General features: G+C 52.0%; 20 protein-coding genes. 5 read left to right on the top strand and 15 right to left on the bottom strand.

Annotated elements, in window-relative coordinates; translation table 11 throughout:
• The 8 genes from SH449x_RS06730 to SH449x_RS06695 form a co-directional block, all read right to left on the bottom strand.
• Positions 1-1,749 (bottom strand): ComEA family DNA-binding protein, encoded by a 1,749-nt coding sequence (locus SH449x_RS06730; protein WP_482380558.1) that lies wholly within the window; start codon positions 1,747-1,749, stop codon positions 1-3.
• Entirely contained in the window at positions 1,746-2,963 is a 1,218-nt protein-coding gene (locus SH449x_RS06725; protein ID WP_482380557.1) for a prepilin-type N-terminal cleavage/methylation domain-containing protein, read from the bottom strand. Before SH449x_RS06725 ends, SH449x_RS06730 begins: the two co-directional genes overlap by 4 nt.
• An 11-nt stretch (positions 2,964-2,974) precedes the next feature.
• Positions 2,975-3,451, bottom strand: a complete 477-nt coding sequence (locus tag SH449x_RS06720; RefSeq protein ID WP_482380556.1) for a type IV pilus modification PilV family protein — start codon at positions 3,449-3,451, stop codon at positions 2,975-2,977.
• Positions 3,451-4,122, bottom strand: coding sequence for a prepilin-type N-terminal cleavage/methylation domain-containing protein (locus tag SH449x_RS06715; protein WP_482380555.1), 672 nt, complete (start codon positions 4,120-4,122; stop codon positions 3,451-3,453). The genes SH449x_RS06720 and SH449x_RS06715 overlap by 1 nt, the downstream gene beginning before the upstream one ends.
• A gap of 246 nt (positions 4,123-4,368) precedes the next feature.
• Entirely contained in the window at positions 4,369-4,872 is a 504-nt protein-coding gene (gene gspG, locus SH449x_RS06710) for a type II secretion system major pseudopilin GspG (RefSeq protein WP_482380554.1), read from the bottom strand.
• A gap of 59 nt (positions 4,873-4,931) precedes the next feature.
• Positions 4,932-6,149, bottom strand: coding sequence for a type II secretion system F family protein (locus tag SH449x_RS06705; RefSeq protein ID WP_482380553.1), 1,218 nt, complete (start codon positions 6,147-6,149; stop codon positions 4,932-4,934).
• Between the two features lie 49 nt (positions 6,150-6,198).
• Positions 6,199-7,890: a GspE/PulE family protein gene (locus tag SH449x_RS06700; protein ID WP_482380552.1), complete on the bottom strand. Its 1,692-nt coding sequence runs from the start codon at positions 7,888-7,890 to the stop codon at positions 6,199-6,201.
• A gap of 327 nt (positions 7,891-8,217) precedes the next feature.
• On the bottom strand, positions 8,218-14,073 hold the full coding sequence (locus SH449x_RS06695) for a secretin N-terminal domain-containing protein (RefSeq protein WP_482380551.1): 5,856 nt from the start codon (positions 14,071-14,073) through the stop codon (positions 8,218-8,220).
• Between the two features lie 447 nt (positions 14,074-14,520).
• Between SH449x_RS06695 and SH449x_RS06690 the strand changes: the two genes are divergently transcribed.
• On the top strand, positions 14,521-15,396 hold the full coding sequence (locus tag SH449x_RS06690) for an Lnb N-terminal periplasmic domain-containing protein (RefSeq protein WP_482380550.1): 876 nt from the start codon (positions 14,521-14,523) through the stop codon (positions 15,394-15,396).
• A 55-nt stretch (positions 15,397-15,451) separates the two neighbouring features.
• Here SH449x_RS06690 and SH449x_RS06685 read toward each other — a convergent pair whose 3' ends face one another.
• Complete coding sequence (locus tag SH449x_RS06685; protein WP_482380549.1) at positions 15,452-16,792, bottom strand: hypothetical protein; 1,341 nt, start codon at positions 16,790-16,792, stop codon at positions 15,452-15,454.
• 367 nt (positions 16,793-17,159) lie between these two features.
• On the opposite strand from SH449x_RS06685, the gene SH449x_RS06680 reads away from it, so the two are divergent.
• Positions 17,160-17,429, top strand: coding sequence for a hypothetical protein (locus tag SH449x_RS06680; RefSeq protein WP_482380548.1), 270 nt, complete (start codon positions 17,160-17,162; stop codon positions 17,427-17,429).
• Positions 17,430-17,482: 53 nt separating this feature from the next.
• On the opposite strand, the gene SH449x_RS06675 is transcribed toward SH449x_RS06680, so the two are convergent.
• The 3 genes from SH449x_RS06675 to SH449x_RS06665 all read right to left on the bottom strand — a co-directional run bounded on the left by SH449x_RS06675 (position 17,483) and on the right by SH449x_RS06665 (position 20,433).
• Positions 17,483-18,796, bottom strand: coding sequence for a glycosyltransferase family 87 protein (locus SH449x_RS06675; RefSeq protein WP_482380547.1), 1,314 nt, complete (start codon positions 18,794-18,796; stop codon positions 17,483-17,485).
• Between the two features lie 174 nt (positions 18,797-18,970).
• Positions 18,971-19,750 (bottom strand): nickel pincer cofactor biosynthesis protein LarB, encoded by a 780-nt coding sequence (gene larB, locus SH449x_RS06670; RefSeq protein ID WP_482380546.1) that lies wholly within the window; start codon positions 19,748-19,750, stop codon positions 18,971-18,973.
• A gap of 62 nt (positions 19,751-19,812) precedes the next feature.
• Positions 19,813-20,433, bottom strand: a complete 621-nt coding sequence (locus tag SH449x_RS06665) for a pyroglutamyl-peptidase I (RefSeq protein ID WP_482380545.1) — start codon at positions 20,431-20,433, stop codon at positions 19,813-19,815.
• A gap of 278 nt (positions 20,434-20,711) precedes the next feature.
• Here SH449x_RS06665 and SH449x_RS06660 point away from each other — a divergent pair, with 278 nt between their 5' ends.
• The 3 genes from SH449x_RS06660 to SH449x_RS06650 are packed head-to-tail and all read left to right on the top strand — an operon-like array spanning position 20,712 to position 24,147.
• Entirely contained in the window at positions 20,712-21,569 is an 858-nt protein-coding gene (locus SH449x_RS06660; protein ID WP_482380544.1) for a leucine-rich repeat domain-containing protein, read from the top strand.
• Complete coding sequence (locus SH449x_RS06655) at positions 21,569-22,939, top strand: hypothetical protein (protein WP_482380543.1); 1,371 nt, start codon at positions 21,569-21,571, stop codon at positions 22,937-22,939. The genes SH449x_RS06660 and SH449x_RS06655 overlap by 1 nt, the downstream gene beginning before the upstream one ends.
• Before the next feature lie 17 nt (positions 22,940-22,956).
• A complete protein-coding gene (locus tag SH449x_RS06650) occupies positions 22,957-24,147 on the top strand; it encodes an aminotransferase class V-fold PLP-dependent enzyme (RefSeq protein ID WP_482380542.1) in 1,191 nt (396 codons plus the stop codon).
• A 28-nt stretch (positions 24,148-24,175) separates the two neighbouring features.
• On the opposite strand, the gene SH449x_RS06645 is transcribed toward SH449x_RS06650, so the two are convergent.
• Genes SH449x_RS06645 through SH449x_RS06635 form a run of 3 tightly spaced genes read right to left on the bottom strand, consistent with a single transcriptional unit; the run spans position 24,176 to position 26,043 of the window.
• Positions 24,176-25,000 carry a FliO/MopB family protein gene (locus SH449x_RS06645; RefSeq protein ID WP_482380541.1) on the bottom strand — a complete coding sequence of 275 codons (825 nt, stop codon included), beginning with the start codon at positions 24,998-25,000 and terminating at the stop codon, positions 24,176-24,178.
• A complete protein-coding gene (gene fliN, locus SH449x_RS06640) occupies positions 24,987-25,403 on the bottom strand; it encodes a flagellar motor switch protein FliN (protein ID WP_482380540.1) in 417 nt (138 codons plus the stop codon). Before fliN ends, SH449x_RS06645 begins: the two co-directional genes overlap by 14 nt.
• Positions 25,404-25,446: 43 nt before the next feature.
• Positions 25,447-26,043, bottom strand: coding sequence for a dihydrolipoamide acetyltransferase (locus tag SH449x_RS06635; RefSeq protein ID WP_482380539.1), 597 nt, complete (start codon positions 26,041-26,043; stop codon positions 25,447-25,449).
• Positions 26,044-26,258: the final 215 nt, after the last annotated feature.

Below are 26,258 nucleotides of genomic sequence, written 5' to 3'. Positions count from 1 at the left end.
CTATTCTGTGGCACTTGCGAATTCGCTCAACTGGAACCCGGCATCCCATGCATGCCAAGTTTGCAAGTTTCGGATCCGGGCGGGAACTTGTGAACCGTCAATAGTAGCCGTGCATCGGTACACTGATGTGTTCTGATCACGAAATCCTATTATCTGCGCTGTGTAAACATCGCTGCGGGCCGTGAGGTAGGGCTCCCATCTTTGAAGTCTAGGGAGGTCGACAATTCGACGCTGGAGAAGCCATGCCAGCGTGCCCGACGCTTGCTGTTTAACGGTTTCTTCATTCCTCGCCGCAATGATTCTGTTCGCTGTTCCCTCGTCCATTTCGGGGATCGCCATGAGAACCTCTTGTGGTGCGTCCCAGATGTCTATCTTGCCCTCGAGAAACTTTCTACGATCGGTGGTGCAGTCATCCAACAGTCTTATAAGATAATTCGAACCATCCCCACTTCTACTCGAAAATGGACTAACCACCGATTTGGTCTGCGACGATTGCGAATTCGAGGAATCGGGGACGCTCAATGTGGCATCGACGAGCTCCCAAAGACTTCGAATTTGGTATCGAGCGGGAATGTTCCAATCGATGGGCTCGGTAGCGGTATTCGATGTCGCCGTAGCTTGGATCGAGGATTGCGAGGCATCGGCTGATGAGCGCCCGCGCCGTCCGCGTCTCGCGGAACTGGTCGGACCATACTGCCTTACCAAGATGACATAGTCAGCCAGCGGTTGCGGCCATAAACTCATGAGCTTACGGTGCAACGTTCTGAGATCATTATCATTGACATAAATACGATCGGAACCATCGAAGCGTTCGTTTCTACAACCGCTGAAGCGAGTCAAGTAGCGTTGTAAAGCGATCGAGTCCTCGGCTTGAATACTTGAAGTGCGACCAACGGTGGAGGAGCCGATTCGCGATTGCTTCTCTAACCACATTTTTTCCACGGGGTCGAGTCGATAGTTCTGATTCAAATCTCCCCCTAACCACTGTGTTGGGGCTGATGAGCCCGATGCTTCGCTAGAGTTGTTGGGCTGGATGGGATTGTCACTCATGCCAGTGCGAGACGGATCGTAATCCTGATCAACCAAGCCATACCCAGCAGTCGATGGATCGCGGTTTTCGAAGCTTCCCGAGTTACCAAATCGCTTGCTAGGCTTTACGATTCCGGCTTGAATCAACCATGGTTCAATGGATTCAGGATTAATGCCTGGCAGTCGTGAAAGAACGGCGAGTGCGTGACCTGGATTGGTCCGCTCCCATTCCGACAGGGCAAGGATTGGTATCTTTGCAGACTCGTTCTCCAATCCCCACCTCCAACTGGATTCGCTGTTCGCACCTGGAGTAAGTGAGGAACCGACTGCCTCCACGTTTCCAGCGACCAGGCCACGACTAGGAGAGATCAGTGCGAATTTCCATGCATCGCTAGCGGTCTCCCCTGATGATGCAGTCGATTCGTTGCGGATCAATTCACCTCGAAACAGCCGACTTTCCTCCCGTCCGTTTCCGTCAGCCTTCATCGCCAATGGAGGTCTAAACGCAGGTGGCTGGTCGACGATCGCGCTGGCGTGTTCTATCCCACTCCAAGCCGCTTGCCGGGCATGAATCTGCTCTTCGTAAAGCTTGGCTAGCCGATACTCGGACTGCATAACGAATGAGAACCGATAGGCAGCCAAGGTCATGAGCATAACCATCACGAAGATAACAATCAGGGCAATTCCGCGACGACGGCTTCTAAGGGGGCGATGCATCATGGTCGCTGCCTCATTGATGAGTTACCCATGGAGCCAGATGCTCCATTAGTTTGGTTATCCATGGATTCGCCAATTGGATTCGGTGCTCGAAAATGGGTTGCGACGACAATTGTAACTTCATTAGATGATGTCGCGATGAGGTATTCCTGGTTGTCGCGAGATTCGGATCTCGCAGTGGACTGCTGCGCTAACAAGCTATCGATCGAGCCAAATGATTCCTGCGAGGCAGACTCGTCTCTATCTCCGAATTGCGAGTCCTGCTTTCGTTGAACCAACTCTTTACGAAGTTGCGCACGACTTGGGAAATCGAATTGGATAGCCACTGCCAACGGGAATCCGTTCTGCTGTCGACTGTCCCAAGTATCTTGCCAAGCTGATCCATCGAAATACTGGAAGCTCGCATTTCGAAGCCCTGCAAGAGACTTTTCTCGGATCACCGAACCGAGCGTATCGAGTACCGTATCGTCTTGTCGGTACAAATCCCGAATGGTTAACAATCGATCAGCCGCCGGAATCGAATTTAACGCGGAACCATTCCCGTTTGGTTCGGCAGACGAATCCGAGGTCGATGATGGCACACTATTGACTGGCGTCCGCATCCGTTCGCGACGCACCACACGAAATCGGCTTTCTTCGAACTGGCTATTTGCATTGCGTTGCGACAGTCCAGCGTCGGGCAACAAGCGATACTCGATATTGATCTTATCAGTCGGCCATGGCGATCTGCGCGCAGCTCGAACCTGGCGATCTTGATCGGTGTCGTAAACCGAAACATTTTCCGGCTCTCTTTCGATCTCGCGCATGGCTCCCGTCGAATCCACCGAAGATGGTGAGGCGAATGCGTCTTGAAGAAAAGGAAGCGGATCTATAGAGGGCATCGATGTTGCTACAAAACCTGTAGCATCACCGACAAAATAGGCTTCGTTGCTAGAGGCTTTGGTTTCACCAAGCGAGAACACCGGAAGTTCGAATTGATCGATGTCTTCGGCTAACCAGCCGCGTATTTGCCTTAGCACTTGAACTCGATTGGCTAACCCAGCGCTCCGCTCTTCCGCTTTTTGGAGATTATCGAACAATGACCAAGCGACAAGCAACAGCATCGCCAGCAACCCCAACGCGACCATAAGCTCTAGCAGCGTCACTCCCGTTCGCTTCGGACTGCTATCGCGCTGCAAAAGACGAATTTTTGTATTCGATAAGGAATCCTTTCGCATGAGCTCAAACCTCACGGAATCGGACCTCGCCGCGCGATCTGTGTCAAGTGGACGATCGGTTTGGACGATGTGCGGTTACTCTGACCGTTCGAATCGAAAAGCCGAACGTCGATTTGTACCATGCTCGACTCTTCTTGAGAGGCTGATCGACTTGCGCCGCCGGCATTCGAAAAACTCGCACTGCCGGAAGCACTCGATGATCGCTGAGGCATGCTTCGAACGACTACTTCAAAGGATCGCGGTGGGGTGCCTGGTATCTCCCCCGCATAATCCTCCATCGAATTGCCAGCCGCGATCCGAGCCAGTGTCTCGTCCAGTAACGAGTGAGCTTGGACCATGGCGGTCATCCTGCTTTCAGCCCGATTACCAAACTTCGCGCCCGTTCCAATGATCGAGGATAAAACGATGGCGCTCCCTGCAAGTATCCCAGTGGCTATCATCACTTCCAGCAAGGATAGCCCAGATCTATCGGAAGCTTCGCTCGACATTATCGGGAGATCTCCAGCCCGCCAGTGGTCGAGGAATAGGAGACATGAATGGTTTTCTTGGTGGACTTGTCGAGCAATGTAATTTTCGCATTGCTGCCAACTCCCATCGCGTTCAGAGGTACCCACCACTCTTGGTCGCCACTATCGAAATCGGTCTTCAGTCCCATTCCAATCGGTGCAGAGGCTTGATTCGCATTCACAGCCTTTGACGCTGATGAATCTCCACGCGAGCTGATTTCTGACGAGGGACTCACACCACCCGAAAAACCAAATTCGTCCTGTACAGGGACATCATCGATGCTCTCCACATTCATCACGACAACGTCGCTAGGAAGTTTCCAGACTTGTGGCTGTTTAGTTGATAAGGGGGCCGCCGCGCCGTTTAGGTCACCTGCTAATTGCTCTGCAAAGGAATCGATGCTACCGGATTGCACCTCGTGAGCTCCTTTTCGAAGCCGGATCAATACGGATTGATTTTGACTCATCGCCCGGTGGCGGCTTTCATCGATTGCTTCTCGCAAGGTCTGAGAGGCTTCGTCCAGCTTGACTCTACCTAGCGGTTTCTGAAGATTCGGCCAAGCGATCGCCAAAGCCCCTGCCAATATCACGAGAACGATCATGATTTCAATCAGCGAGAATCCTCGGTGCAGTTTTTGTTTTCTAATTTTCATTTTGTGTTGAGTAAGTGTGGTAACCAAAGGGAGGGATTTGCATCGGGGTTGGTGTTCTGTCGCAAATGTTGGTTACGCGGTTGGTAAAGAATCCAAAGGTGGGAGAGGTGTGGTAGTGGGCGAGTTGGGTTACGGGGCGAGTTGGGTTTGCGGGCGGGGAGCCAAGGTGGTGCCTTCTAAAATTCGGCCCGAGGCATGAACGAGCGACTCCGATGTCTCGCTCATGCGATGCGCTGAATCAAGACGCTAGTTTCGTGTGCTCGAGGAATCCGAATCCGATTCGCTACCTTTAGCAACATTACCGACATCATCGCTGGTGTCTCGTTTTCGGTCCGGTCCGAGGGAGAAAATGCGAGGGAAGGTGTCTACTTTAGATCTAGAATCGCTTCCTTCTTCGCTTGATTCTGTCTCATACTCGTATTCAAAGTCGCTTCCCCATGGATCCTTTGGCAGCTTGCCACCTTCGAGGTACGGACCGTCCCAATTCTTGGCGAGAGCTTCGTCCTCGGGTGGCTCGACCAAAAGCTTGAGTCCTTCTTCCGTTGTGGGAAACGTTTTCATGTCCACAGCAAACTGCTTCAAAGCGGATTCCAAGTTTCCAATCTGGGCCTGGGCTGTCCTGATATCAGCTTTTTTCTGGGTACCCAGAACGCGTGGTCCGACCAATGCGATAATTCCGACCAAAATGACCAGAACGATCATGAGCTCCAAGAGTGTTAATCCTCGTCGCTGCATTCTGCTACGTTTCATTTTCTTTCTCCTTTTTACAACTGAGTAATCTGTACGTGTTTCTTTGGTTGATGAGTCTGTTATCCAACCGACGAGTTCAAATCTAGTACTGGCATCAGCACTCCCACAATGACGAACATCACCATGCACCCGATGAAAACGAGCATCAGTGGTTCGATCATTCGCACGAGAACATCCAGTTTGCGTTCGATCCGTCCATCAATTCGGTCCGAGATTTTCACTAACACATCGTCGAGCGTATTGGATTCCTCTGCGACCCGGATCATGGCCATAACTTGCGGAGGAATCAATCCACTCGCCAACAAAGGTTTGGATAGGGAATCGCCTGCGGTAACGTTGTCTGCGGACTTGAGAATCGCATCAGCCAGCAAGACATTACCGGTCGATTCACTGCTGATACGCAAAGCCCTTAACAAGGGAACGCCGTTGTGAAGCATGGTGCCTAAGACTCGACAAGTCCTAGAGACTGCGGCATCATGGAAGATCCCTCCCAAGAGAGGAACATGGAGCTTGACTTGATCCGTGATACGACGGCCAGCCGCCGTCTTAGCCCAGCGAATCACACCGTAAACTCCCGCCGCAGCGGCGGCAATAACGAACACGCCGTACGACATGAGCACATGACTGGCCCCCAACAAGATCACCGTAATCGTGGGCAGAGCATTTCCGGTTTGTTCCAGTCGATCGAATAACGGTTGAAACTTGGGAACGAGAAAAACCACCATGAGTGCGACAATGGTCGTGCCCACGATACCAAGTATGGATGGATAGGTCAGTGCACCCACGATCTTGGCTCGCATTTCATCTTGCTTGCGAAGAAAGTGAGCAGTTCGTTGTAGAGCATCCTCGAGGAACGCACCTTCTTGGCCGGCGCGAATCATGCTGAGAGTGAGTTCTGAGAAAATGCCATTCTCTTTCGCCATCGCCGCATCGAGCGTGTCACCCTGGGATACCGCTTCATGCATGCGAAGAACAGCTTCTCTGAGTCGCGGGTTCTCGGTCGCATCGGCTAGGATGTAGATCGACTCTAACATGGGAACGCCGTTAGTTAGCAAATCAGCCAACTGCGAACAAAGATCGGCTACTTGTTCTTTCTTAATTCTCTTTGGTAGAGAAAACCCCGCGCTCGCCTTGGCGGCTTGCTTGCCGGTAACTGAAAGAGGAAACAAAGACTGAGCGCGCAGCTTCAGCATGGCATCGGATTTGGTTTCCGCTGCAATCGTGCCTGAACGCTTTTCACCGTTCAAAGCTTTTGCCGTATATGCGAACTCAGTCATGTTTCTTGGATGCGTTTGGTTTCAACGATCAACCGCAAGTCTCTCGACTTTAGTCGGCCTTTGTAACTCGCAATACCTCGTCGATGGTTGTGATGCCAGCTAGAACTTTGCTCCAGCCGTCATCTCGTAATGTTTCCATGCCATTCTTAATGGCCGCTTGCTTGATGACGTCGGATGTGCAAGCCTGCGTCACCAAATGTCGTATCTCCTCGTTGGTAACGAGCAGCTCGTAAATGCCCATTCGTCCCCGGTAGCCAGTATTTCGGCAGCACTCACAACCAGTGGGACGATACAAAAAAGGAATCTCCGACAATCGGGCCTTCGGAAAATCCTCGGGAAGCTCTTCTTCACTTGGTTTGTAAGGTTCTTTGCAATCCTCGCACAGGACCCGAACAAGTCGCTGCGCCATCACCCCTTCGACGGTACTCGCGACCAAAAAGGGCTCGACACCCATGTCTCCTAACCGCATGAACGCACCAGCCGAATCGTTCGTGTGCAATGTGCTGAACACCATGTGACCGGTCAGCGAAGCTTGGGTCGCGTTCTCAGCCGTTTCCAAGTCGCGAATTTCCCCGACGAGAATTACGTCGGGATCGTGTCGCAATATAGCTCGCAAACAAGCCGCAAAATTAAGCCCCACCTTGGCATGAACTTGAATTTGATTGATTCCCTCGAGCTGATACTCGATCGGGTCCTCGGTGGTTACGATCTTGATATCTTCCGATTTGATTTCGCTAAGAGCACTATATAGCGTCGTCGTCTTTCCAGAACCCGTCGGACCAGTGACTAAGACGATGCCGTGAGGCAAGCGAATCAGCTTTTGGAACTTTTGATAAACCGACTCGGGCATACCGATGCCACGTAGCGAAAAGCTCAAATTGGACTTATCGAGCACCCGCATGACGACGCTTTCGCCGTGAAGCATGGGGATAACAGAGACCCGAATATCGATTTCGCGACCTTTGACTCGCAACTTGATTCGACCATCTTGAGGAACTCGCTTTTCGGCGATGTTCATCTTGGCCATGATTTTGAGTCGGCTGATAATCGCTGCTCGAAACTGATTCATCTCGGGTGGAGTCGATTGCTTTTGCAATACCCCGTCTATGCGATGGCGTATTTTTAATCCGGCCTCTTGGGATTCGATGTGGATGTCGCTCGCCCGGGCCTCAATCGCTTCACTGAGAATTTCGTTAACCAGTCGAACCACCGAAGCCTGCTGCGCTTCTTCGGCATCTTCGAGGTTATCGAGATCGAGCCCCTCGACCATTTCGATTTCGTCACCTTTGAGTCGCTGTAACGCAATGAGTCCGTCAATCGTCTCGGAGCCGACCCCGAGGTACCGCTTGATCAGTCGTTGAACCATTTCGGTGGAGGCCATCACCGGGCGAACCTCCACCTGGACTGCTGACGCTACCGAATCGATGGCGGCAAAATCAAAGGGGTTGCTCACGGCTAGCCGAAGCCACCCGTCACCACGCTCGATCGGGAAAACGGAAAAGCGGTAAATCAATCGGGCCGGGAACCCTTGTAGCGTCTCTTCCGGATTCTCAATGCTGTCATTTTCGAGCCACTCCATCTTCATAGAGCGAGCGCTCGTGGCTAGGAGCTCCTGGGAATTCTCAAAGCTCCAGCGTTGGGTCAGTTCCTCTAATGCCCCTGCATCGGCAAAGGCACGAGCTAGCTCTCGAAGCTGTTCCGGTTCAAGCAAAGAACGCGTTCCATTGGGGCTGGAAATCATGGTTTGGTCCTATGACTGAAAGAAACACTCAATCCGCAAGTGTTGTTGGGTGGGGGGGTAGGTTGTTGGTGGGAGGCCGTTTGTCGTATTCAGGAGTTTTGAAGCTCGGGAATAATCAGGTCGCGATTGGTTGCAGGGACAATCCCTGTCCGCAAAGGTCGCAATTTATTGGCCTGAGGGAGCTATCGAATTCCGGACAGGACGTTCCCGCCGAATCCTCCATGGCCCCCTCTCGTTTGTTCAGCCATTACAGCTTCCCATGTTGATGCGAATCCTCTGTTTTGTCAATATTGCAAATGTCGCTAAAGTAGGCCGGCTAATGTTAATTTATTTCGTGTAAAGGAGTCTCAAGGCTCGTTCGAGGTTCGCAGAGTTGGTGGATTCGAGACGAAGCACTTGGATTCGCTGGGCTGGTGCGTCTTCGGACTGTTTTTCGAGTTTGTTGATAAATTCGGTCACTTCGTCGGTTAGCTCACCAGGCCCCCGCAGCACGAGTGAATTGGAGGTGGGATCGATGGCGATAGTCAGCAACGGGCCCGAGGCGGCCGCGTTAAGCTGCTGAAAAATCGTGGCGACCTCGGTGGAAACCCCTTCGGGAATCGGCAGAGGCTTTCGACCAGCCCCAGACGATAGTTGAGACTTGTATACATCCTGTAAAACGTCGAGCACATTCTTGGCATTGGCGGTCTGTAGCGTCACGATCTTGGGAGTGATCTGCTGGAGTCGATCAATGAGATCCTTGGAATCGATAACCCCCAAAAGCTCTTCTGCGGTCTTGCGATCTGCGAGATTGCCCCCGATAACCAACGCATTGATGCGAGGGTCCGCAACAATTTTCAGCCGCTGCATCGAGCTACCGAACGAAGACCGCCCACTCGACAATCCGAACACATCCATCAGCAAGTCTCGAACTTCGGCGGCTGCCGCATGACGCAGGATGTACACTCCAAAGTTGCCGGCAGTCGCATAGGGCTGTACGCTAGGACTCAGCAAGGTTTCAAGCAACGACTCGAATTGTGCGAGGGCTTCCTCATCTTCAGACGCGATGGTCCATTGTTCGTCACCGGTGATGAGAATTACGGGTGGAGAATCCTGAGCAGCAGAATCAGCAAACGAGACGAATCTCTCCTTCGGGGAGTTTGCGTTTAGGTTGTTGGATTGACGATCGTCGGGCGAGATTCGCTGAATCTTTTTGGGATCGATCACTTGGATCGGATTGGTCCGAATCTTGGGCCATAGCTTCTGCACGTTTTCCAGCAACGATTGTGGATCTCGGTTCACAGGCACAAACCGAACTCCCTCGCGTTTGCCGATTTTAGAAGTCGTCGCCCCCTCATTCATCCGAACGATCAATTGCTCGATTCGTTCTAATTGCTCCTTGGTTCCATAAATCAACGCTTGTTGCAAGCTGTTGTCCACATTGATCGTCGGTTGATTGCTGCTCGGTTCCTGTTCGAAGAGTGCCTCCGCGGCCGTACGAAATGTGAACGGATCGATAGTCCTCAGCGGAAAGATCTCAAAATCTCGCTTCGGCGCATCGAACTTGCTCAAAGCCTCCTTAATCTTGGCGATCTGATCTTTCGTCCCCGCTGCAAGGATTTGACGATTCAGAGAATCGTATTTGATATCCGGCGGTTCATCATTGCCCGCTAACAATCGGGTCAGAGACGAAACGATGGATGTGCCATCAACTCCCTTGAGCGGGAAGGATTCGAATTGCCGATCGTCATCCATTTTCTCCGGTGTATCAAGTTGCTCTACAAGCTGTTCAAACGTCCGCAACTCGACTGGATTCCCGACAGCGAACAACGACCTGCTCTCTCGGTGGGCCGTAACCACCAATCTCGACCGAGGCCCTAGCGCGGCCGTGATGGTTCTCGCCAAAGACTCGGGATTCGTATATTGAAGAGGCGCGATCTTAACACCGCCCCGCCCGGTCGGCAGGTCATTCAAGTCATTAACGAGTTTACTAATCGACTCGTGTTCCTCGGGAGTGGCGGCGACAAAGATAGCGTTGTTAGTAGTATCTGCCGTGATCGTGGCCTTGGGGTAGCTGATGCCTAGCGCTCGAGCTAGGGCGGTTGGTTCGGCGGCTAAAAGACTATAGGACTGAGTCGTCTTTCGTCGGTCATCCGATTTTTCCACTTCCTGAATCGCTTTCTCGATTCGCTCCATCTGCCCCGAAGGTGCGGTCACGATCAAACTATTGGTTGCCGTGTCTGCTGTAATGAAGATTCGGGGATTGCTCCCTGCCAGTGCGGTTCTTAGCGAAAGAGGATCTGCCTTAGTCATTGTGAAGACTTGCGTCTCGAGATCGTTGGCTCCTTGATCGTACCCCTTCACAATGGACGCAATGTTCTCATGCTGAGTTGGTGTCGCGGTAACGACCAAGGTTCCATTGATGGGGTCACCGTAGGAGGTGACATCCTTGTAGAGCGTGGTGATGATCGTATTGATGCCGGTCGCGCTGGTGGCTGGTGCATACTGCAGTTTGTACACCTCGGTCTTTCCCAAATTGACCAAAGGCATTTGCTCTTTCAATGACTCTAGCTTGGTTGATACCTCAGCTAGATCTGCTTCCGTGCCGATCGCCAAGATGGTGGAACTGCGAGCGTTGGCCTCGAGAGAGATGTGGGCTGGGATCAAGCTCTTTAGATGTGTCGACAAAGCAATTACGTCGTACTTGTCGGCATCGAGGGTAAAGACTTTGGCAGTCTTCTCGCCGGTGTCGAGACCTTGTTCGAGCGATTGAATCGATTCTGCGATGCGTTGATTTTGTTGTTCGTCCACAATCGCCATCACTCGATTGGCTGGCGCATCAAAGGTCATGGTAACGCCAGGATATAACGCTTTAAGCGAAGCCAAAACAGACGTGCTGCTTGTCGGCTTCAAGTCAAAGAACACCGGTGCACGAGGTAAATCGTATCCCTTTAAGAATTCATCTACCTTACTGTGTTCTTCGTCGCTTGCGGTCACTACAAACGTTTTCTGTACCAGATCTGGTACTACACTAACTGTTGGGAAGGTCGCCCGGAATACGGCAAGCAAAGTGGTGCTATCCGAGGTATTGATCGGATACTGCTTTACAATTTTGTTAGGTGCAGCAGGTATCTGAGGCTTCAGTTCCTCAATCTTCTTTTCGACGGCATCGACTTCTTCGGCAGTACCGATCACCATGATGGTTCGGTTCAATGCATTGGATTCCAGTTTAACTTGCGGTGGGACCGTGTTCTGCAACGCGGCAAGCAACGACACCTGATCCACCATCTCTGGGTCAATCTTGATCACACGTACCGTTCGATTCGACTGATCGAGTTCTTTCGAAAGCATGTCGATGATCTCCGCAACCTTCTGTTGCTGAGCTTCTGAACCGACCACGATCAATTGTCCCGTTGTTCCAATGACCGCAGCACTCACATTCGGCACGAGGGCTTGGATCGCCAATTGAATTGGCGCTGCATGCGTCGGGCTGACTCGGTATGTCATCGGGGTCTTAGCACTTTGGGCGACTTTCGAGATTTGCTCGATCGCTTGTTCTACGCGGGTATGCTGTTCTTCGTTGGCCCAAACCGTAATGGTTCGTGATGTCGCATCGACACTGAGAAGTGCCTGCGGCGCGATTTGCCCCAAGATAACTGGCAGCGTAACCATATCCCCCGACGCAATCTGGTAGGTCTTGACCGATTGGACCGCTCCGTCCGGCGAAGCAATCAATCGATCCATGGCGGATGTGATTGCGTCCAATTGCCGAAGGTTTCCGGACGCGATGACTCGGTTGCTAGAGGGGTCGGCAGAGAAATCTACATCGGGCCAAAGCTTCTGAAGTACGGGAAGCAAATAAGCAGAGGAGACCTTCTTCGTATCGAACGTTCGAATCTGCTTATCGGTTGTTCCGAGCGAGACGCGATCCATTTGCGAGATCATCGATTTAACAACAGCATGATCCTCGATCGTCCCAGTTACTACTACTTGCTTTAACGTGTCGTCCGCTACAGTCGTGACAGTGAGGCCGAGTTGATCCACAACGAGCTTTACCTGTGTCGCCTTGGCGTGATCGATAGGATAAACAATGGCTACTTTCTGCAAGTCGGGAGTCGTCGCATCGCTTAAGGCTGAGACCAGTTCCGCGATTTCGGCATGGGTTTCTTCGTCAGCCGTAATCAAAAGGCGAGCGTTCTTGGAATCGACGTTCACTCTCGCTTTGGTAAGCAATGGAGCCAGGGTCGTTTGCAAGATCTCAGCAGTCATCCCCTTTACCGAATAGTTTTCCAATCGAACCGGTGTCTTCTTGGGGAAATTCTCTTGAAACAGCTCGAGCCTGGCAGCCAGCTTCGTGTGCGTTGGCTCTTCGGCAACCACGGTCAACGTATGGCCTTCAGCATCCAAAGTGATCGTCGCATCCGAGAACTCGGCAGTAAGGATCTGCTGGACCAAGGCTACGTTTTGAAAATCCACTTTGTAGGTACGAGGCAACTTCGGTGCACCTTCTGGCAATGCCGTGTCGATGCTTTCTAGTAGATTACTGAATTCCTCGTGCTGCTCTGAAGTTCCCCAAACATACAGCTCTCGCCCATTGGAGCCATCCAGCAGTTTGATGGTGCTTAGCTTTTGTGGCAAATCGCTCAACATCTGCCGTCGAGACACCTGCGATTTTGAGAGAGGATAGATACGAAGAATTCGCTCAAGAGGTATAGGAATCTGCTCGACGAGGGTCGCCAGGTTCGCTTCCAGCGTCTGCAAGTCTTCGGAGGAAGACAACACAGTAAGCTTTATCCCTTCCTCATCCAACCAAGTTGTTGCGTTTGGTACGATCTTCGCAACCGTAGTCAACCAAGTTGCCGTGGCCGGTCGATCGAGGGTAAAAGAGCGGAGTTTGAAAAGGGTGTTCGAGGAAGCTTGTTTCCAGCTATCAATGATTTCGGAAACGAGTGTTAGATCCTCTTCGGTACCGCGCACGATGAGGCTTCCTGCGGTTGCATTCGAGGAAACCTGCAGGCTTGGGATGATAGCTTTGAGAGCGGGCTCCACAGAGGCTAGCAGCTTCGCATCGAGTTCGAAAAACTTCATGTTCTTGCCCGATTGTTCGACGGGGTAAATATCGAGCTTGGCCAAATCATCTCGAATCAGTTGCTGTTGTTCTGGGGACGCGGACACGAGTACGCGATCCGAAACGGGCAGGACGGAGGCCTCCGGGACGAGGGCTTGGATGTGCTTTACGATTTCCGTCACGGCAGCTGGGGGAACTTGATAGGCAACGGCCCGATTGTCCGGCAATTGCGAATAGCTGGCGAGCATCTGATCAAGAGCCGATTTGATCGCGGTTTGTTGAGCTGGGATGACGAACGCGCTCAGCACATTCGTTTTGGCATCGACGGTGATCTGTTGGCTAGGGACGAGCGTCTGGATCGTTTTCAGGGTCGCGGCAGCATCGAGCCCAGCGATGGGGTAGGCTGCGAACACAGGTTGAGGTGGCGGTGGCGGAGGCTCCGGTTTGGGAGGTCGCTGCGGGACGGGAACCGAAGCAATCAACTCATTGATCGTTTTCATTTTGCCGGCGTTCTCGACGACCAGCAATTGGCCTCCTTGGGCGAGCGGGATCGCGCGTCCGAAGTTGCTCAAGTACGGTTTGACTTCGGACAGGACTGCATCGATCGGTCTGCCACCTAGCGGGAAGATCACGCTGACCAGTTCGAATTGGCCGCGTTCGAGCAATTTGTCTTGTGTGACGCGGGGGATCAGTTCGAGAGGGATCGAATCGCTGAGTTCCATGACCACGAGCATTTTTTCTCGGCGAACCAGTGCAAAACGGCGGGTCATGAGTACGCTGTTCAGCAGATCGATCCCTTCGCTCGGAGTGTACTCCCTGACGTCCATGTAGGTGAACGAACCGGGTGGAATTCGATCCATGACGAGGGTCAAGTCTTGTTGTTCGGCGAACCAGGACAGGACCTCGTCCCATTTCATATCACGGAATTGGAATTTGAGTTTTCGAAGTGGTTCCAGGTTTGCGAACAGAGCCCGCTGCTCGTCGGTTAGCAAAGCCAAGGCTTTTTGATCGAACTCGCCTGCGATTCTGGCTTTCTCGGCTGGTCCAGTCGCGGCGGCAACGGCTGTCGTTTTTTCTTGACGGTTTTTTTGCAGGTCTGCACGTTGGGAATCGGTCAAGCTGAGTTTGTCTGCCACGTCGGGGTGTATCAGTCTGGCGATGTCGCCCGTCTGAGCCCTGCCGGGGGCCGCGATACAGAGCACCAGGCATATTCCGATAGCAATTCTCAGGTTCGAAAGCCCAAGCGAGAGGGTTCGATAAGAAGAAAGCTTGAGGAGAAACCTAGAACAAAACAGACTCATTGAACGACTTAGCTTACGTGGAGTGTGGCAGAATGGGGTGAGCCACGAGGTGGGATTTGAGCGTAGCAATTCGCTACACTTTCCAAGATTATAATCTGTCCAAGGCGTCCGATTTACCAAAAAAAGAAAATTCACCCAATCGCGCTGCTATCGCAGTCGGCCAACGGGGGGTAGGCGACTCGGCTGCGTGGACCTTGACACAGTGTAGCACTGTATGCTATCGCTCGGGATTTAGTGCGGGGCTTTTCAAACCTTTCTTTTCCCGATGGCGCGAATCTGCAAATGTCTGTAACTGCAAGGCTTATAATACACCTGGTCTGGGTGATCTTGCTAACAGGTTGTGGGCAGAAAGTGCAAGATAGACAGCTTCTTCGAGAAACTGGCGGAATTCGCAACAGATTCTTGCAGAAAGAAGCCCAGTCCATGGGGCGTGTCTGGCGTCCCGATTTGGCGATTCTACCGTTTGCCGAGTTCAAGGGAAATAAAATCACGATCCGCCACGTTCGCAACTGCCGGTATCGAACCGAAGAGGACTACGACGTCCGACATTATGACCTCACCTTTAATCTGGACGACGTCGTTAATGTCGATTTCATCGTTGTTCCGTTCAAGGAGACATCGTTACTGGCCCATACGATGCTCAGCTTTGGATTGCGATCGGGCGAGCACTTTTGCATTTCTGTTGAGGCGAGGCTCGATCAAGGAGAATCGTATTCCGCCATAGGTGGCCTAAGAAAGAAATTCGAGCTCATTTATGTGATCGCAGACGAAAGGGACGTGATTCCACTCCGAACGAATACACGTGATGTCGAGGTGTATCTTTATCGAGGAAGGGCAACGCCCGATCAAACACAGAACTTGCTCGTGGGTATGCTAGACCGTTCAAATAAACTACAACGTGAACCGGAGTTCTACGATCTCATAAACAACAACTGCACGACCAACTTGGTCAGCCACGTCAATCAATTGCGGCCAGGTAAGGTTCCGTTTGATTGGCGGGTGATTTTGCCAGGGCACTCGGACCGATTGGCTTATGAGTTGGGACTGATTCAGTCGCAAGGAAGTTTCGAGCAAACAAAAAAATTGGCTAACATAACGATGCTAGCCAGGTCTCATTCACAGGATCCAAACCTGTCGCTGATTATCCGAAGTCGCTAAGCATCCGAATACTCGCCTGGATTGCCGAAGGAAGCATTTCATAGCTGACGAACATTTAACGCAAAGCCTTGAGTTTATCGTTCACTGGAACCAAGCAGACTTTGCGAACTAGCTCCAGAATCTTCTTAGCATCTGCTTCGGAGTTGACAATGCCTTTGATTTCTAGCTCCCCCGTCTTAAGTGACTGGATTTGAATTTTCGCATCAGGATACAGGGTTATAATCATTTCCTTTACCCTATCTAGTTCTGTCTGCGCTCGAGCAATTTGCCTGCCAACGCTCGCCACATTGACTGCGATCAATTGCGATTCGCCACTTTTTGCTACAACCGTAAGCATGGTGCCGCCACCCTTGCCCCCGACGACGGTCACTGTGCGGCCGTTGTGGAACGCCATGCAAACATCACTGTTTTGGGAGACTACTTGGTCCACGACAAAGGGCATGTCAAATGAGTAGGTACTTTGCGACTCAACGTCGTACGTCTGTGCAGGTTTTTGTGCGATATTAGGTGGGCCTGCTTTCGAGGAACTATCGTTGATCTCCTTTGCCATTGGTACCAATGGCTCCGCGACTTGCATTTCTTCGACAGGCTGGGGCACGAATGCCTTCTCGTCGCTTCTCGAAAGCGGCATCGGCATGGGTGGTGTGATTCTCTCCGGTGGCACCAACCGTGATAAAGGAGTTTCTTGGCTCGTTCGCACCACCGAGTCAGTTCCCGTTACCAATGTGCGAGGTTCTGACAGGCCTGCGATGGCATCCGAATCTTCCGAGCCTTCGCCTGTTAACTGTGCAGCTTGAGCCAGAACTACAGTTTGCGATATGCTGTGCCTCTCCGGCCTCAAAAGCTCGGGGGTCCTCGGGCTCAAGGATGGTTCTTGCCGAGGGCGAGTGATTCCGAGATCAACGATCCCGGAATCGCCAAAGCTTAGCTTGACCGGTCCCGTACGTTTCGCCTTATCATTTTCTATGATCGACGGTCCAATTGCATGCTGTGCGGGCAGATCACCAGCCACTACGGGAGACACCCTCGGCAACGCCGCAGGCGAATTGCCAAGATATGGTTCCATTTGATCATGCAAAGTGACAACAACGGCTCCACTGTTGAGTTGCGGTGTGGCACGAACGGGCAAGGCATCCGACAACGTCCGGTTTCCAGGAGCACCAACCAAAGCCGCTGGCGGCGATACAGGCAGAATTTTAATTCCGACACTGGATGAACCCGTCGTAATGGGCGTAGACGGCCGAGTTGGCATCAAGTTTGCGGGTGGGAGCCCGGGCAATTCCTGAGCTACTACCAGCGAATATGAGGTTCCCAGCAAGCATGCATGGATCGTTCCGAGGCGAATTGCTTGGCGGAACAGCCGCTTTTTCCAGAAATTTCCTCGATTTTCGATCATTGCGCACCCCGGAGGTTTTTTTGTTCTGTTGTTGCAGCTCGATCGGAAGGCGAATTGCAACCGAGCATCTGTTGAGTAATATCGGAGGCTGAGGTTAACGAATTGAGAGAATCTGCCGGTTGAAACGATTGAAGCGAACTTTCTGCCGACCGTCTGGTCGGTCAACAAAACACCGTTATTCTGAATTTTCTCGTGAAGCGGTTTTAGAAAACGGTCGTTGGTTCTATAATGAATGCTGCAAAATTTAGGCGGCCCCGGGGTGTTACGCTTACCCTTCAACTTCCTCCCACACTTCTGTGTGTTGAATTTGTAAGCCCTGGCGGCAGCTAGCATTCGCTTTCTTCATACCTTTTGGAGCTATATATCCATGGAAACTGTTGTCAAAACCCCACGTAAGAAGAAGGCCGTCAAGGAAGTCGACCCAGATGCCCCAGCGCCGGTCAAGGCGAAGCGAACCAGGAAGGCAGCAGTAGAACCACGCATCAAACTCTATTGGGGTGTATTTAACCAAAGCTTGAAGAGAGTCGCCGTTTTCGAATACGATGATCTGAAAAAAGCCGATAAGCACTGCAAGGACCTGTGCAAAACCTCTGGAGAACATTTCCTCCAGAAAATCAAGGAAACGGTCACCGAGTAAATCTCGACCGTTCCCTAACAACTCGACTCAGTCCATTTTGAGCGGAACATATCTTAAAGATCCACGGTCGCTGTGCCGTGGATTTTTTTCGTAGTGGCACAATCAGTCGGAAATTTGCGATCTCTGCGTCCATGTCTGCCACGCCTGCTCCCCGCCCCCTCCTTCATCGCCACCTCCAACCCCGCAGCACACACCATTCCGATCAAAACGATCGGCATTGGTGGCACCCCTAAAATGCGATAAACGTCTCCATTGACGACGCAGCAGACAGCGAGTGCGACGTAGACTATCGTCGCTTCTCGAGAGGCTCGGCTCCACAACCAAAGCAATGGACCTAACAATACACACATATCGTAGTAATAAAAGTGCGGGCTCAAAAGCGCGGTACAGACCAATACCAGCAGCCAGCCGATCGGACTGTCCATTCTAGGACTACGGAAAATAGCTACGAACAACAGATAGATAGCCAAAGGAGCGCAAATCGCGAGCTTTCCCCAACTCACGTAGCCGGTTGGCAATGCGTACGCCAGGGACATCAGGTTACAAGACCACTCCGGTCGATACCCTCCGTTCTCGGCAAACGAGCCCGCCGTGCTCGCCACACTTAAAAAACCAGTCCATACCGATGCGGGCATCACCAAGTAAGCTCCCCCCCAGATCCCGGCAGCAGACACAAAGCTGCCAGCCACGAAACCCCACCTCCGCTGCTTTAGCATCACCAACGGCAACAGAAAAAATAAAGTCGGCTTGATCGAAAGCATTCCGAAAATTATCCCACCAGTAAAATTCTTGCCACGTATCACAGAATAAACGGACAAGGCAATGAGCATCATCCACAGGGTGCTTTTCTGTCCCAACGTAATGGAAAACAGCAATGGTGGGAAAAGGATAAGTGCCATCCACAGCGATGATGCATAACTGTTCGCCATATCTTCCCGTGCAGCTTTGCTAGCTTCGCGAGCCATAACATCTCGGATCGCCAACCAACTAACATAGACAAAAGCGAACTGGGCCACCAACCAACACACTCCCGCCCACTGATAGGGAGCAAGACCGAACACGGAAAACAACAAATAGTGTGGTGGCGGATAAACTGCAGGAAAATATTCTGCCGAATTCCACGCGAAGCCAACAACATCCTTGTCATGCTGGCTCTGAACAAAGCGATCCGAGTACAACTCATCAGCTTCTCCGGATAGGATCAGCCGGGCACCGGTCCACTCCTGAAGAAAATCGGCAGCGTAGGGTGTCTCATCGAACGAATCACTCCACCGATAGTTCGGTGCGAACAAACAGTAACTGACGAGTAACACCAGCAGAATAACTGCGAAGAATCGAGTCTCTCGTATGATTTGGGAAAGATTCATCGTGTTGTGAAGTAGTGGCCTTGATCTGTGCTCCTTTCTCTTAGCCCAGTATCACTCCCCAAGCACCCCATATCTCACCAACGCCTACAAAGATAACTCCGCAGGATGGTAAAATCGGTATCGTCGCTACAATCGGAATTGAGCGACGGAGTGATGCCAGTTTCACCAATTCTTCTAAGCAGGCCGGTTTCGCTTGATCATCAAGCCTGCCATGTAGGCTCCTTTGAAACCAGCGTCGATGTTAACCACGGCCACGTTCGACGCGCAAGAGTTCAGCATACTGAGCAGTGCGGAAAGACCTGCGAAATTCGCCCCGTATCCAACGCTAGTTGGCACAGCAATCACGGGACAACTAACGTACCCACCGAGCACGCTAGGAAGAGCTCCCTCCATCCCTGCGATACAGACGATGACAGAATACGTTTGCAACTCGCTCACTCTGGCTAGCAATCTGTAAGGACCAGCCACGCCTACATCCTCAATCAGCTTCGCCGGAATGCCCATCCAAGTCAACGTCTCCATAGCTTCCAAAGCAACGGGCTGATCGGTAGTTCCGGCCGTTACCACACCGACGAGAGCAGCCGGGCTATCCGCTAACAATTGCTCCGAAGTTTTGGGAATCGCGCTGCGTCCCACCCGTAATGTGTTGGCACGAAAATTCCAGTGATGGTAAGGAAACGCCTCGGACACCACCCGCACTTGTTCGGGGTTGATGCGCGTAATGAGAATCTCAGCCTCTCGCTCAAGCAATTGATCCAGGGCTTTGCAAATCGTCTCAGGAGACTTCCCTTGTCCGTAGATCACCTCAGGAAAACCGCAACGGCGTGATCGATCCAGATCAACGTTCAATCCAACGCTCGTGTTATTGGTTTGCTGCAGAATCTTTTGAGCAAGCTCGAACTCGGTAAGCTCCCCTTTACGGAACGCGTCCACCCATGCTTCTATCGACAACATGATCCTCCTGGTTTCCTGCTTGGATTTGTTTCCTGCTGCTACTAAGCCACCCCCTGCTAATATCAAGCAAACTCAGTGACAGGTTTCGCCGACTGCAGAATCTGATCAAGAACCAGACCGACTGCTTCCGCTGCTTGCCGCTTGGACATCGACGGCAGGTCTCGCATACTCTGGATTGTTTGTTCGGAAGTCAAGGGGATATGCAGGAACCCGACTGGTCGCTGCAAATCGTGTTGTTCAAACCAATAGTGGGTTAGGTAGAGAATTGCGTTGCACAAATAAGTCCCAGCATGATACGAAATACTACAGGGGATGCCATGCTGCCTGAGGGAGCGATACCAATCGTTTAAGGGAAAGGAAGTTCGATAAGCAACCGGACCTCGCGGCACCAAGGGGCCAAAAAAATCCCCCGCAACCTCAGTGATTCCAGCGACGTTCAGAGCGATCGCCTCCAGTAAAACCCGGCTCGCTCCGGGGGCTTGTCCTAAATGCAAAACCGCATCGTAGCCAGCTGAAAGGTCCTTGTTGAGTCGAGTCACGAGTTGCCCGAGATCACACGGGTAACGCCTCGTGGTCACCCCAGCGATGGCACCTTTCTGTTGCAATAATTCCACCAGAGCCTCCCAGCTCGAGTTTTGTTGCCATATGTCGTACGGCTCAAACGCAGTGATTAAGACTCTCATTGGCGACAAATTCAGAACGATTCTTTTGTTAGGTGCAAGGAATGCGGCGATCAGCACTCGCCCGAAGCGTACTGCCCAATTTGGCGATCGTGCAATTTTTGTTCCCAAATCCTACTCCATTTTGGGGTCGGTTTCACGGATTTAATTGAGAAATCGGGCCGTGTGAGCACGCGAACTGCATCAATGCTGGAATTCCGGGGATTATTGGGCTACAGTGTTAAGGGTGGTGTTTTCTTCCACGACAGCTGACAACCTCTCCCCGCCTCGCGAATATTCCTATGATTGCTAACCCTATTTCGAGATTCAACTGGTGCCATTATGTCGTCGCTGCTACCGCAATATTGACGGGGCTGGGAATCGGCCCGATCGCTGGCGCTCAAGACGTATTTCCTGACAAAGCTCTAGAAAAAGCTATCCGTTGGGAGGTCTTTGAGAAACGCTACAACGACCAGCCCATCACCGCTGATGACGTCAAAAACATTTCGCAGGTTGTCGCTCGCGGAAAAGGGATCAAGAGTCTAGCAGGGCTAGAACACTGCAAAGCCATCATGAAAATCGATCTCGCCAACAATGAGATTACGGATTTGACCTCTATAGCAGAGTTGAAAAACGTTCAGTCTTTGGATCTCTCCGGCAACCAGATCGCCTCCATCGAGCACCTGGCCAACCTAAAACAGATGCAATACCTCCAACTGTCCAAAAATCAGATCAGTGATTTAGCTCCGATTGCAGGTATGCAGAAACTCAACTCGCTGTACTTGAATGACAACAAGATCACCAACCTTACCGCCATAGAAGGCCTCCGAAAGCTTTGGACCTTACAACTGGCTGGCAATCCTATCGAATCGATTCCGAGCTTGTCGGGACTCAAGCAACTGAAAACTCTTAACCTGAGAAATTGCAAAATCAGCAAAGTGGACTTTTTGGCGGACCTCAAAGAGTTGAACCTCCTCATGCTCGACCAAAACCCCTTGGAAAGCCTAGTCACCCTCGTCGAGTCGTGCGAAGCGGACACCTCGAAGCAGTATGCTCCCTTTTTAAAGCTGTACCTCGATGCCGAGCAACTAAAAAAACTAAGTCCTGAGATCGATCGACTCAAAGCATCCAACGTGAAAATCAACCCGGAGTCAAATTAATGCCAACCCGAGCCTTCTCCAAACCAACCATCGCCCTCCTTTTGCCAACAGTCGCATTCTGCGGATCGCTATCTGTCGGTAAAGCATCTTTTTTCGATCCGGAAGATGGCCAGGACCAAACCAGGAAGGCTTTGCAGTTTGCGGAACGCACCGACGAACAGGCCCCGCTCGATCTTAGAGAATTGAGATGGATGATCAGTCAGCTGGAGACTGAGAAAGGCAAGAAAGATCCGTTGGCAGAGTACGTTGAGAAACCTAGTTCGCTCGAGGAACGCGCCGCAAGAACCGCGTGGCAGGAAGATGACGAAGCGCACACTCGTCCGAAGCTTTTCAAGAATGGCAGCGCAGAGTACTCCTCTCCTAATTTGCAACCGAAATTGGATCCTCCCACGACCTCCAGTGGAGCCTCTTCTGGCAACGCCCCAACACAACGTGCTCGCGTTGAGTCGGTCAACGATTCGTGTTACGTCCCTCTGGTCAACCGTTCCTCGACATCCACGAAACTAGTCTCTTCATCCTCCGTTCGCTCATCACTTCAACCGGAGATTCCGTTCGGTTCCCAGCCAACAAACTTACCCGGCATGGGAAGCGCTCCCGTTTTGCCACCGATGAGCAATCCGTCTGCGGGCGTTCCGACACCGATACTCCCCAACGCTGGAATAGCCTCACCACAACCTGGGTTTACTGGCCAGCCCGGGTTTACTGGCCAGCCCGGGTTTACTGGCCAGCCCGGGCTAGTTGGCCAACCTGGTCTCGGGGATGGTGCATTAGCGGCCCCCATTTACAATCCACCTCCCATGGGATCAGTGCCCTACGCAAGCCCATCGACTGGCGTGCCAGGAATGATCCCGGGAAGCCCCCCCTCATCAAACCCAACCTTGATAACACCTAGCCCCTCTGGCTACACGAGCGCACCTCTCTCGGGAGTCGGAGGCTCCGGAATTGGGGCAGTCATGCCAGCACCTCCAGCCACCTATGTCCCTCCATCAGGGGTGGGATCTACTCCCCAACCCTCCACGTTCGATCCGCGCTCGGGCATTGTTAACAGCCAACCATTTGTGAACGCCCCGCCATGTCAGACCGATGCACGGTTCATGGTATCGCCAACGGTTTATCGCCAGAGCACTGGTTGCAACACCTGTGGCACCCAACCCTACGAGTATGCCCCCAACACGGGTACTCCATTTAGTTACACTCCGCCAACCTATTTCCCCGGTGCGTTTAATGGTTATGCGAGCCAATATCGGCCACTGATTGGTCTCGGACAAGATGTCCGCCAAGCTCAACTGGGACGAGGCATCATTGGTCAACCCGTCGCCTATATGCCGAGCCAACCGCTCCGAAATATCCTTCGTTATCTCTTCCCGTAATCATGAGTCGCTAGACAGTGCCCGCGAGACATTATTTGGATCATGCCGCCACGACTTGGCCCAAGCCACCGAGCGTGTTGGAAGCGATGGTGCACTACCAATCTGACTGCGGTGCTCCAGCCAGTCGAGGTGTGTACAAAAGCGGTCTTGAGTCGAACAACTTGGTGCAGGAAACCCGTCGCTCCCTACGCGCACTTTTTAACGCCTCATCTACCGAAGAGATTGCGTTTTGCAGCAACGGTACCCACGCTCTCAACGCAGCGATCTTCGGTCTAGCCCTCGGCACCACAAGCCAACCTTTACATGTTCTCACAACCTCGATCGAACACAATAGCGTGCTGCGTCCGCTAGAATTGGCTGCCTCGCGAAACTGGTTGCAATGGAGCAGCGTTGGTTGCGACTCTCAAGGCATGATCGATCCATCGGATTTAGAAAGTGCCATCCGTAACGATACTCGCTTGCTAATTGTGAGCCACGTTTCCAACGTTACCGGTGCCGTACAAGATCTAAAGGCCATCTCTGCTATTGCTCGCTCTCGAGGTATCCTGCTCATGGTCGATGCCTCGCAGTCTGCCGGATACTTGCCGATCGATTTACACGAGCTCGGTATTGATATCTTGGCAACAGCCGGACACAAAGGGTTATGCGGCATGTTGGGAACTGGAGTCCTTATCATTAAGTCTGTGGTACAAGGATTATGTGCACCGTTTTTAATCGGTGGAACAGGTGAGTCGAGTGACAAAATCAATGGTGAATTCTCCTGGCAAGCAACCGTGGAGTCGGGCAATTTGAATGTTCCCGCCATAGCCAGCTTGAACGCCGGTCTGAAATGGAAGAAGCAATCCGCGGAGCCTCCCTACGAACTTTGGAATCAGACCATTCTTGATACCATTCACAGCTGCGAAAACCTCGCATTGGTGGGCTCGCCGATCGCAAGCCTTGAGCAGCGGCTACCCGTTTTCAGCCTCGTTGCGAAGAGCTCGTCGTCTCTATTTCAAACCCCGCAAGAAATGGCGGTATTTTTGGATTCAGCAGGCGGAGTCGAGTGCCGGGCAGGCTTCCACTGCGCGGGGATGATTCACGACTCGCTCGGTACACGTCAACTCGGCGGAACCTTGCGATTAAGCCTTGGTTGCACCTCGACGCAAGCGGACGTCGATGCCGCTTGTACGGCCTTGCGATCTCTCGATGAGATGATGGTTGTATGATTCTTAAGGCCGGTAACTAGGTAGTTTTTCAGGCTGTTCGTCGTGTACGTACGGGAGCAGTTTCAACCTTTCCTGTTGCCACTTGCTTCAGAACGTCTGAGAAAGAACGAGTGCTCGAGCGTGGAGAGTTCGCCTCGCAGATTCCTGCCAGTCGGATGACTTCTTCTTCGTCGGTGATTTCGCTTAGCGTTTGCGTTTGTCCTGGCTGCTGGCTAATGAGCAAAAGCTTTCTGCCAAACCGGAGCACGTAGACCTGCTGCCGTGGTGCAATGGTGGAACGGCCCAAAACTTCGATGACTTCATTCGGCAGTTTAGAGGAGCCGGCTGGCATCGTTCGCTTAGCCATCCAAGCGACACCCAAAAATAGGCAGACGACGATGCAAAGCGAAAACCCAACCGAGAAAAATGTACTCCACGGACTGGTTGGTTTCGTAATTCGGCCATCGCCAGCTTTCGAAGGTCCTTTCAGCTCAACCATGGATTGTGCAGACGCTGGGGCGACCGCATCGGTCCTATCCGCTTGGCCACGAAACGGGAGTCCGCTCGAAGCAGGGGGCGTTTGAGATTCGTAACTGGCGGATCTTACTTGCGATTCTGCTTGAGAGTGTTGCCAAGCGTCGTAACGAGTATCTTGGTGAGTAGTCTGTTGCCCACCAACTGACGTTCGACCTGTGCCCCGTACCAAGGATGGTTCTCCAGCCGATTGGTTCGTTCGAATTCTCTGGTCCTCAAACATCTGAGCATGAACAGGGATGCCGAACACCAGAGCAGCCACACAAGCCACGGTGACGGCTGATAATCTGCTGGCACTCAGCACGAACAATGATTCTAGGAAGGTCCTAAGAGATGACATCGCTTCCAACCAATTCCGCGACTCGGACGCAAAAGTTGTCGTTGAGGACGAGAACTTCTCCCCGTGCTACAAGCCTGCCATTAACGTAGATATCGACTGGATCGCCAGCGAGCTTATCCAGTGTTACGACGGATCCCTTACGCAATTGCAAGATATCCTCGAGGCTCATCTTGGTACGTCCCAGCTCGACCTTGAGTTCGAGCTGCACATCTCTCAGTAGATCGATGGAGACTTTCTCAGGTGGACCTTCGTCTCCAACCAGTTCAGATAGTTGGTATCGATGAACGTTAGGTGACTGCAGAGACTCTTCAACTTGCTTGAGAGCTGCCTCTGCTCGCTCGATAACATTCTCAACAGGCCTAGTGTCAGCGGCCTGCGGATTGGAGGTATCTGTATTGGACAATCGAATCTTCCTTGACTGACTGTAGCAGACCGAGACCGGGAAACTAGTCTTCTAGTACTTGATATTCGGCAAATCCGACGTTTAGCAACAAATCATCTTTGCCCAGCATCTGGGTCACTGTCGCTAATAATCGCCGCTGAAGCAAGCCCAATTGGTTTTCCTCGAGCTCTTGGAGTGAGGTCTGACGAATTTCTAGCATAAGTCGATTCTTGACCCGTCCCTCCATGGAAGCGAAAAGCTCGATCAGATGATCCAAATTCTTTGCTAGCACTTCAGCATACAGCACAAACTCAACTCGATAATAGGAATCGGTTCCGACCGGCCTAAAGTGTACCGCGATCACCGGTAGGTGAAATTCTACGATTTCCTCCTCGACATGCTTGTGAACTTTATCCTTAGAATCAATCTCCTGAGCTTGAGCAATCAGCCGCTGTTCTGCGAGGGCCGCGATCTGCTCGCCGGAGGGGACCAGAAAGAAGAACACGAACGTTTCCGTGATAATGACACCACTCACAAAGGCGGCAACTAGTAGCTTTCCGGCTAGACCTCCCCCTTTCTTGGGTTCAGCTCCGTCGGTTGCTCCGTGGGCCGCTGCCTTAACGTCTTTTGCTGTTTCCGCTTTTTCTTTTTTTCCTGCCATGATTTTGCCTGGATTCGAGAAACGACTTCCCACCTCTAACCTAGGTCAAAACCGGTTTTTGATAAAAAAAACGACTAGAAACGATGCGTTATGGGCCAATACCAGTTCGACTGTAGCGGTTATTCTGCTCGTGCGAAATAATCCTACATTGCGAAATCGCTCTGATAGCATTTAAATAACCGTGAGATTGTTTACGTTAACGTGCACCTTGGAAT

Source organism: Brakhagea baltica, assembly GCF_052161605.1.
GTDB lineage: Bacteria > Planctomycetota > Planctomycetia > Pirellulales > Pirellulaceae > JBKCUI01.
The sequence above is the reverse complement of the archived record's forward strand: the minus strand, read 5'-3'. Positions and strand labels throughout refer to the sequence as shown.

What these genes read in the sequence shown, in the direction of transcription:
- SH449x_RS06725 (WP_482380557.1), bottom strand. Translation starts at nt 2,963, where the DNA reads ATGCGAAAGGATTCCTTATCGAATACAAAAATTCGTCTTTTGCAGCGC.
- SH449x_RS06635 (WP_482380539.1), bottom strand. Translation starts at nt 26,043, where the DNA reads ATGGCAGGAAAAAAAGAAAAAGCGGAAACAGCAAAAGACGTTAAGGCA.
- SH449x_RS06715 (WP_482380555.1), bottom strand. Translation starts at nt 4,122, where the DNA reads ATGAAAATTAGAAAACAAAAACTGCACCGAGGATTCTCGCTGATTGAA.
- SH449x_RS06655 (WP_482380543.1), top strand. Translation starts at nt 21,569, where the DNA reads ATGCCAACCCGAGCCTTCTCCAAACCAACCATCGCCCTCCTTTTGCCA.
- gspG (WP_482380554.1), bottom strand. Translation starts at nt 4,872, where the DNA reads ATGAAACGTAGCAGAATGCAGCGACGAGGATTAACACTCTTGGAGCTC.
- SH449x_RS06690 (WP_482380550.1), top strand. Translation starts at nt 14,521, where the DNA reads ATGTCTGTAACTGCAAGGCTTATAATACACCTGGTCTGGGTGATCTTG.
- larB (WP_482380546.1), bottom strand. Translation starts at nt 19,750, where the DNA reads ATGTTGTCGATAGAAGCATGGGTGGACGCGTTCCGTAAAGGGGAGCTT.
- SH449x_RS06705 (WP_482380553.1), bottom strand. Translation starts at nt 6,149, where the DNA reads ATGACTGAGTTCGCATATACGGCAAAAGCTTTGAACGGTGAAAAGCGT.
- SH449x_RS06665 (WP_482380545.1), bottom strand. Translation starts at nt 20,433, where the DNA reads ATGAGAGTCTTAATCACTGCGTTTGAGCCGTACGACATATGGCAACAA.
- SH449x_RS06660 (WP_482380544.1), top strand. Translation starts at nt 20,712, where the DNA reads ATGATTGCTAACCCTATTTCGAGATTCAACTGGTGCCATTATGTCGTC.
- SH449x_RS06720 (WP_482380556.1), bottom strand. Translation starts at nt 3,451, where the DNA reads ATGTCGAGCGAAGCTTCCGATAGATCTGGGCTATCCTTGCTGGAAGTG.
- SH449x_RS06700 (WP_482380552.1), bottom strand. Translation starts at nt 7,890, where the DNA reads ATGATTTCCAGCCCCAATGGAACGCGTTCTTTGCTTGAACCGGAACAG.
- SH449x_RS06685 (WP_482380549.1), bottom strand. Translation starts at nt 16,792, where the DNA reads ATGATCGAAAATCGAGGAAATTTCTGGAAAAAGCGGCTGTTCCGCCAA.
- SH449x_RS06645 (WP_482380541.1), bottom strand. Translation starts at nt 25,000, where the DNA reads ATGTCATCTCTTAGGACCTTCCTAGAATCATTGTTCGTGCTGAGTGCC.
- SH449x_RS06680 (WP_482380548.1), top strand. Translation starts at nt 17,160, where the DNA reads ATGGAAACTGTTGTCAAAACCCCACGTAAGAAGAAGGCCGTCAAGGAA.
- SH449x_RS06675 (WP_482380547.1), bottom strand. Translation starts at nt 18,796, where the DNA reads ATGAATCTTTCCCAAATCATACGAGAGACTCGATTCTTCGCAGTTATT.
- SH449x_RS06730 (WP_482380558.1), bottom strand. Translation starts at nt 1,749, where the DNA reads ATGATGCATCGCCCCCTTAGAAGCCGTCGTCGCGGAATTGCCCTGATT.